The 7,792-nt window shown below is 63.0% G+C and carries 5 protein-coding genes; 1 reads left to right on the top strand and 4 read right to left on the bottom strand.

Features of this window, described 5'->3' with window-relative positions; translation table 11 throughout:
- Window positions 1-622: 622 nt before the first annotated feature.
- On the bottom strand, window positions 623-1,768 hold the full coding sequence (locus HP546_RS22420; RefSeq protein ID WP_172229596.1) for a GGDEF domain-containing protein: 1,146 nt from the start codon (window positions 1,766-1,768) through the stop codon (window positions 623-625).
- Window positions 1,769-2,234: 466 nt separating this feature from the next.
- Window positions 2,235-3,563 carry a CDP-diacylglycerol--serine O-phosphatidyltransferase gene (gene pssA / locus HP546_RS22415; RefSeq protein WP_172229574.1) on the bottom strand — a complete coding sequence of 443 codons (1,329 nt, stop codon included), beginning with the start codon at window positions 3,561-3,563 and terminating at the stop codon, window positions 2,235-2,237.
- 181 nt (window positions 3,564-3,744) lie between these two features.
- Here pssA and HP546_RS22410 point away from each other — a divergent pair, with 181 nt between their 5' ends.
- Complete coding sequence (locus HP546_RS22410; RefSeq protein ID WP_172229571.1) at window positions 3,745-4,737, top strand: GlxA family transcriptional regulator; 993 nt, start codon at window positions 3,745-3,747, stop codon at window positions 4,735-4,737.
- Window positions 4,738-4,805: 68 nt separating this feature from the next.
- Here the strand turns inward: HP546_RS22410 and HP546_RS22405 are convergent, their stop codons facing one another.
- Window positions 4,806-6,140, bottom strand: coding sequence for an MFS transporter (locus HP546_RS22405; RefSeq protein WP_172229568.1), 1,335 nt, complete (start codon window positions 6,138-6,140; stop codon window positions 4,806-4,808).
- A 161-nt stretch (window positions 6,141-6,301) separates the two neighbouring features.
- Entirely contained in the window at window positions 6,302-7,513 is a 1,212-nt protein-coding gene (locus HP546_RS22400; RefSeq protein WP_172229565.1) for a M24 family metallopeptidase, read from the bottom strand.
- Window positions 7,514-7,792 lie beyond the last annotated feature (279 nt).

The following is a 7,792-nucleotide window of genomic DNA, read 5'->3' as shown; positions in this document are numbered from 1 at the left end:
TCGCGACTTCAGGAGGCCGAACGCAGGCCTTGCGGAGGGAGGTGACGGGCATGGATGCCCGTCAAGCGCTGGGCCCCAGGATGGGGCCTGCAGCGCGGTCCTCCCGGGAGCAAGGCCGGAGTGAGGGCACCCCGAAGCGCAGCGTAGGGGCCGGATGATGGGAGCGAGCGGTTTTTGGTTACTTTTTTCCAAGAAAAAAAAGTGACTCGCCGTAAGGGCGAAAAGGTGAGTCAGCGTCGCCATCGCAAATGGACTGTTCGCCGTATCGAAACCGGCGCATAAGCTTCAAACTTCAAACTTCAAACTTCAAACTTCAAACTTCAAACTTCAAACTTCAAACTTCAAACTTCAAATTTCAAGCCATGGGCATTCACATCAAGTAGACATTCATTAGCGAGGGTGGCGCTGAGTCACCTTTCCGCTCGTACGGCGGGTCACTTTTGTCTTGGCAAAAGTAACCATGGGCCTGCCCCGTGACCTCCCTCCGCAAACCCTGCGCTCAGCCTCCTGAAGTCGCAATCCGTGGCACCTGGACTATCGCGCTTAGAAGCAAAAGCCAGAGCAAAGCAACAGCAAGAGCTGTTGCCTTGACCTTGATCGTCGCGACCTCAGGAGATGTCGATTACTGGCCGATATCAGCCATCGGCCGCTCGACAAAACGCAAACTGTCCCGCCCCCCGCGCTTGGACTGATACAACGCCACATCCCCCTGCTCGATCAACGCCGCCAAGCTAGCCGGCGCCTGGTCGAACACATTGGCGCCGATACTCAAGGTAACTGCCTGCGGAGTAGGCACCGTCTTGCCGGCATACTGCTGGAACTGCTCGCGCAACACCCCGCCCAACTCCGCTACCCGCTCGCTGCTGGCCCCACTCAGCAGAATGACAAACTCATCGCCCCCCAACCGCGCCGCCAGTGAGCGCTCGGGCAGCACCGCGCGAATCATCTCGCTCAGGGCAACCAGCAAGCGGTCCCCGGCAATGTGCCCATGCAGGTCATTCACCAGCTTGAAATTGTCGATGTCGATCAGCAGCAATGCCCCAGGCTGCGCCGGGCTCACATCCTTGAAGAAATGCGCTGCCCGCACCTCCAGCGCGCGCCGGTTGTACAGCGCCGTCAGCGGGTCGCGGGCTGCCAGCCGGGCGATGCGCTCCTCGCGCCGGTAGCGCACGGTGCCGGTCATCGACAAGGCAATCAGCATGATCGCCATCGCCCCTTCTACCAGGGAAACCTGAATGATCAGCCCGCCAAAGGTTGCCAGGTCAATCAATGTACCCGGCGTGATCGCGATGATCGCCTTCACCACATAGAACAATCCGTGGATCAGCAGTACGTAGCGCAACTGCACCGCGCCGACGCTCAGCGACTTGCCGTGCGGGCGCAGCAGGAAGCTGGCCTTGAGGGTCAATGCCGCGACCAGCAACGAGTTGACCATCAGCATCACCTTTGACCACTGCGGCCCCACGGGCAACAGCAGCAAGGCGAACCAGACCACCACGATGATCAACCAGGCACGCGACAAGCGGTCATGGGTAAAGCGCAACACGCCCAGCAGGAAGAACCCGTGGGCGATCACCAGCAAGCCATTGGCGAACCAGATGCCGATGAACAGCAAGCCGATCCCGCGCAACAACGCCAGGATGCAACCGACGGTAATAGTGGCGAAGCCCGCACTCCAGTAAAGCAGCGAGGGTTCGCGGACACTGCGCCATTCGATCGCCAGGTACAGGGCAGCTGCTGCAGCCAAGGCGATCGAGATGGTCAGCATCGTAGGTGGATCTAGCGCCATATACGCTTTGGCCTATCTGGTTAACGAGGAAAGGGCGCGATTGTATGCGCACGTGATGACTTTTCAGAGGGGGCTTGCACACTTGCCGACAAATGATAGCCCAGCCTCAAGGCCATTCATGCAGCATAGATATCATATTGATATCACTGCTCCCTGGGCACCGCAACCTGACGAGAGGCCTGCCCTTCGCGCTGTTCGCCCGCGCCCGGCGCTGCAAGCTGTTGCCCGGACAAAAAGCTCACCAGAAGCCGCCCGTGCGAACTCAGTCGCTCCCAGTCGCGAAAGCACATTCCCGATGGCGGTGTCGGCCGCCAGCAATCGCCTGCGCTTACTCATGTTCGAAAAAAAGCGATTCATACAGGGATTGCATAAGGGCTGACAGGTGTTTGCCGCAAGATATGCAGCGCCGGTGAGATCCCGTCAAAGCCAGCAAAGCCAAAAAGCCTCAAAGCACCCGCTTGATCAACGGCTCCAACCGGCTATACCGCAACCTTCGCAGCAACTTGCGCACGTCCTTCGGGTGCTCGGTCTTGGCCCCGAGCGCTTCGGCCGAGCCGATCTTCGGCGCATGCCGGCGCAATTCGGTCAGCTCCGCTTCCCGCGGCGCCAGCCACTGCCCCTGCGGGTCATCGATCAGCAGGCCGTTCTCCAGGTCCAGGTTGAACCCGCGCGGGTTCAGGTTGTTGCCGGTCAGCAGCGAATAACGCTGGTCTATCCACACGCCCTTGGCATGGAAGGTATGCCCCGGATCGTTCCAGATCCGCACCTGCAACTGGCCGCTGGCGATCGCGCCGTGGCGGCGCCGGGCGAAGGCGCGCAGGTTGTCCTCGTACAAATAAGGCAACGCACCGCTGGCACTGAACGGCTCGCCAGGGGCGATATAGAAATCGTTGGCCGTGCGGTCACCGACGATCAGCTCCACCTGTACCCCCCGCGCCAAGGCTTGATCGAGCTCGCGCATCAGCACCCGCGGCGGGTTGAAATACGGCGTGCTGATGATGACCTGCTCGCGCGCGGCCGCCAGCAACGCGCACACCGTGCGGTTCAGCGGGTTGCCACGGCCCACACCGAGCAGCGGGATCACCCGCAGGCCCTGCCCCGCTCCGCTGGCAGGTGCCTGGTAGACCATGCGCCGCAGCCGCGCGCGCAAACGCCGAATGTCCCCCCGCAGGCTGCGGGTGGATGGCGGCTGCGGCAGATCGAGGCGCGGTGTGGCGGTGTGGTGCAGCAGACGCCGCACCAGGTCGACCATGGCATCGGCCAGCGCTGGCGACTGGAACAGGTGGTAGCGGTCCAGCCGATAGCGATCGAAGCGGTGCAGGTACACGTTGTTCAGGCTGGCACCGGTGTAGATCACGCAGTCGTCGATGATGCTGCCCTTCAGGTGCAAGACCCCGAACAGCTCGCGGGTCTGCACCGGCACCCCATGGATGACGATGTCCAGCCCGTGGTGCTGGCGCTGGGCCTGGTACCACGCGGCATTGCCCGGCTGGCGCCCGCCGCCCAGCAGGCCGCGCCTGGCACGGAACCAGTCGACCACGATGGTGATTTCCAGGCCTGGCCGCGCCGCCTTGGCCTGGTACAGGGCATCCAGCACTTCCTGGCCGGCCTCGTCTTCCTGCAGGTACAGCGCGACGATGACGATACGCCGGCTCGCGGTGCGGATGCGCTCCAGCAGGCAGGCGCAGTAGGCTTTGGCGTCCGGCAATACCTGGATCGACTCGGGCGCCACGGCGTAGCCTGGCAATTCCGCCAGCATGGTTTCGGGGTTCACTCACGATCACCTTATGTGTGCAATCACTGTCGGCCCCGCCAACCGGCGGGGCCATTCCTGGCCGCAGTGCCGGGGGTGTAAGATCAACCCGGCAACGACCTATAACAACAAGAACCACGCGAGGCTGTATTTTCTCACTGCCCCTGACGAACTATGCCTCAGCTTGCACAGGAACCGCGCAATGGTCCACCCCGCATCTGCAAACCTGTCGACGTCTACAGTAAAGACCTTCGGCTTTCTGATCCTGCCCAATTTCACCACCATCGGCCTGGCCTCTGCCGTCGAGACCCTGCGCATGGCCAACCTGGCAGCGCGCCGGCCGCTGTTTCGCACCGTGCTCATCGCCGCGGACGACGCACCGGTGATGGCCAGCAACGGCATGCGCGTGCTGCCCGACTTCAGCATCGCCAACGCCCCCGCGCTGGATGCGCTGCTGGTGGTCGGCGCCAACCCGATCGACCGCGGCCGTGGCAATCGCCCGCTGATCGACTGGCTGCGCCAGCTGGCCCGCCAACGCCTGCCGCTGGGCGGTATCTGCACCGGCAGCTACCTGCTGGCCAGGGCGGAGCTGCTCAAGGGCTATCGCTGCACTATCCACTGGGAAGACCTGCCGACATTGCAGGCACAATTCCCCGGCATTGTCATATCCAGCCAGTTGTTCGAGCTGGACCGCGACCGTTATACCTGCTCGGGCGGCGTGGCCGCGATGGACATGATGCTGCAACTGGTGGCCCGCGAGCCCGGCGGCCAGGACATCGCGGCCAAGGCCGCCGAGCTGCTGCTGTGCGACCGGGTGCGCGGCGAACGTGAGCGCCAGCGGGTGCCGCTGCGCACCCTGCTGGGCAGTGCCCAGCCCAAGCTGAGCCAGGTGGTGGCGATCATGGAGGCCAACCTCGAAGAGCCGCTGGGGCTGGAAGAGCTGGCCGACCTCAACCAGGTGACCGTGCGCCAGTTGGAGCGGCTGTTCCACAAATACCTGCAGCGCACGCCCAGCCAGTATTACCTGCAGCTACGGTTGTCGCGGGCGCGCGAATTGCTGCTGCGCAGCGACGTACAGGTGCGTGAGGTGGCGCTGGCCTGCGGGTTCAGTTCACCGGCGCATTTTTCCAAGAGCTATAGCCGGTTCTTCGGGTTGTCGCCGCTGGGGGAGCGGCGTCAGGCTTCGTTGCATTGATTCAGGTTGTGTTTACGTTTTGCCGGCCCTTTCGCGGATTCACCCGCTAAAGGGCCGGCACTGGCCAATCAGTCTTCCAGGGCCACGTGGGCTGTCTCCCGGCACATCAGCATGGCTACCAGCGCCACCAGTGCCGCCGCCAGCAAATACCCCGCCGGTGCCAGCTTGCTGCCGGTCACCTGGATCAGCCAGGTGGCAATGAACGGCGCGGTCCCGCCGAACAACGCGTTGGCCAGGTTGAAACTCAGGGCAAAGCCGCTGAAACGCACCCGGGTCGGGAAGATTTCCGCCAGCAGGCACGGCAAGGTGCCATCGTTCATCGCCAGCATCGCCCCGAAGATGATCTGGATCGCCAGGATCACCAGCAAAGGCTGGCCGTCAAGCAGGCGGAACAGCGGCACGGTCAAGCCCAGGAACAACAGTGAGGCCACCACCAGCATGGTCTTGCGTCCAAAGTGGTCGGACAGCCGTCCCATCAGGAAAATCAGCCCGATATAGGTGGCCAGCGACACCGTCGAGGCGATGAACGAATCCCGCTCGCTCATGCCCATTTCAGTGGACAGGTAAGTGGGCATGTAGCTCAGCAGCAGGTAGAACGCCACCGCGTTCAGGCATGTGACGCCCAGGCCGATGGCCAGGCTGCGCCGGTGCTTGCTCAACAGTTCACGGATCGGCGCGGGGGTCATGCAGGCCTTGTTCTCCAGGCGCTGCTCCATTTCCAGAAACTTGGGCGTGTCCTGCAGGCTCATGCGGATGTAGCGCCCCACCAGGCCGAATGGCGCTGCCAGCAGAAACGGCAGACGCCAGCCCCATTCGTGCAGGGCTTCACTGCTGAGCAGCTCATGCAGCACGGCGACAAACGCCGCGCCGAACAGCAAACCGGCTGCGGTGCTGGCCGGTACGATACTGGTGTACATGCCACGCCGGCCGGGCGGCGCGTACTCGGCGAGGAAGGCGGCGGCACCGGCGTACTCGCCCGACGCCGAAAAGCCCTGCACCAGGCGGATCAGCAACAACAGGCACGGCGCCCACAGGCCGATCTGTGCATAGCCTGGCAACAGGCCAATGCAGAAGGTAGACAGCGACATGATCAGGATCGACAACGACAAGGCGTTGCGCCGCCCGTGGCGGTCACCGAAATGGCCCCAGATCACGCCGCCCAGCGGGCGCACCAGGAACGACAGGGCGAACACCGCGAAGGTCGCCAGCAGGCCGGTGGCTTTGTCGGTTTGCGGGAAGAAGGTGGCGGCGATGATGGTGGCCAGGTAGCCGTAGGCAGCGTAGTCGAACCACTCGACGAAATTGCCCATGAAACTGGCCCGGGCGGCCTTGCGCAAGGCCTGGCGTTCAGCGCTGGGCGCGGCGCCGTCGAGGGTGGGAGCGTTCAGGATGGTGCTGGACATGACGGGTACCCTCTGATTCTTTTAATTGGAGGCAGGGTCTGGTGGTCATACAGGTATTTTTTTGTTGTCTGGGCCGGCCTCTTCGCGGCTGAAGCCGCTCCCACTGGGCCCTCTACAGGCCTTATGGGAGCGGGTCAGCCGCGAAGCAGGCCGCGCGATGCTTATTTGCGAATGATGTTGTGCTCCGGCCCATACGGGAACTTGGTGATGTTCTCGGCACCGCTGTCATTGACGATCAGGATGTCATGCTCGCGGTACCCACCGGCACCCGGTCGCCCTTCGGGCAACATGATCATCGGCTCGATCGACACCACCATGCCCGGCTCCAGCACGGTGTCGATGTCTTCACGCAGCTCCAGCCCCGCCTCGCGGCCATAGTAGTGGCTAAGCGTGCCGAACGAATGACCATAACCGAAGGTGCGGTACTGCAGCAGGTCATGACGCAGGAAGATCTCGTTCAGTTCATGGGCGATGTCACTGCAGCGCATGCCCGGGCGTACCAGTTTCAAGCCGGCCTCGTGCACTTCGACGTTGGCCTGCCACAGGCGCAGGTACTCGTCCGGGCAGTGGTCGAGGAACAGCGTGCGCTCCAGCGCCGTGTAGTAGCCGGCGATCATCGGGAAGCAGTTGAGGCTGAGGATCTCGCCCTTGCCGACCCGGCGGCTGGTGACCGGGTTGTGTGCCCCATCAGTATTGAGCCCGGACTGGAACCAGGTCCAGGTGTCCATCAGTTCGGCATCGGGGAAACGCCTGGCGATTTCGCGCACCATCGCCTGGGTGGCATGCAGCGCCACTTCGTATTCAGGCACCTGATCGCGCAGTGCCTCGACCACCGCGGCACCGCCGATGTCGGCCACCTGCGCACCGTGGCGGATCAGTGCCTGCTCCTCGGCCGACTTGATCATGCGCATGCGCATGCACGGCGCACCGATGTCCAGCAGCTCGGCCTTGGGGTAGCAGGCGGCGAGTTTGCTGTGGTTCTGCAGGTTGAGGTGGTCGTATTCCACACCGATGCGCGAGGCCAGCGGCAGCGCCTGCTGGATGGCGACGAAATAGTTGTCACGTTGCCAGTCGGTGTAGACGATGTTGTCGCCGCCGACCGTGCGCCGCCAGGGTTGCCCGCCATCGATGTTGGCACTGATCGAGACCACCTTGTCCTGGGTTATCACCAGCGCATAGGGGCGGCCGAACGAGCAGTACAGGAAGTCGCTATAGTAGTTGACGTTGTGGTACGAGGTGAAGATTGCCGCCTCGATGTCCTGCTCGGCCATGTAGGCCCGCAGCCGGGCGTGGCGGGCAGCATATTCCTGGGCCGAGAAAGTCGGCTGGACCTTGTCGCCGTTGTGGATTTTCAGGGTCTTGGGCATTTGCATGGTCGGGGTTCCTTGTCGTTGTGAGCACGCTGTTCAGGCCGGCCGCCTGAGAAGCATTGCAACAGAACCGACGAGGACGCTTTTGTACCTATCCGACCTGGAATTGGCGGGATTGCCAGTGTCTCAAGGGGCTGCGTTGCAGCCCATTCGCGGGCTTGCCCGCTCCCACAGGTACAGCGCAGCCCTCCTGTGGGAGCGGGCAAGCCCGCGAATGGGACGCAGCGCGTCCCACCGATAACGCCTTTACTTCAGGTCAAAACGATCCAGCTCCATGACCTT

The sequence above is a fragment of the Pseudomonas sp. CM25 genome, assembly GCF_013179705.1.
GTDB lineage: Bacteria > Pseudomonadota > Gammaproteobacteria > Pseudomonadales > Pseudomonadaceae > Aquipseudomonas.
Note: the sequence above shows the minus strand (reverse complement) of the source record. Positions and strands in the feature narration are given on the sequence as shown.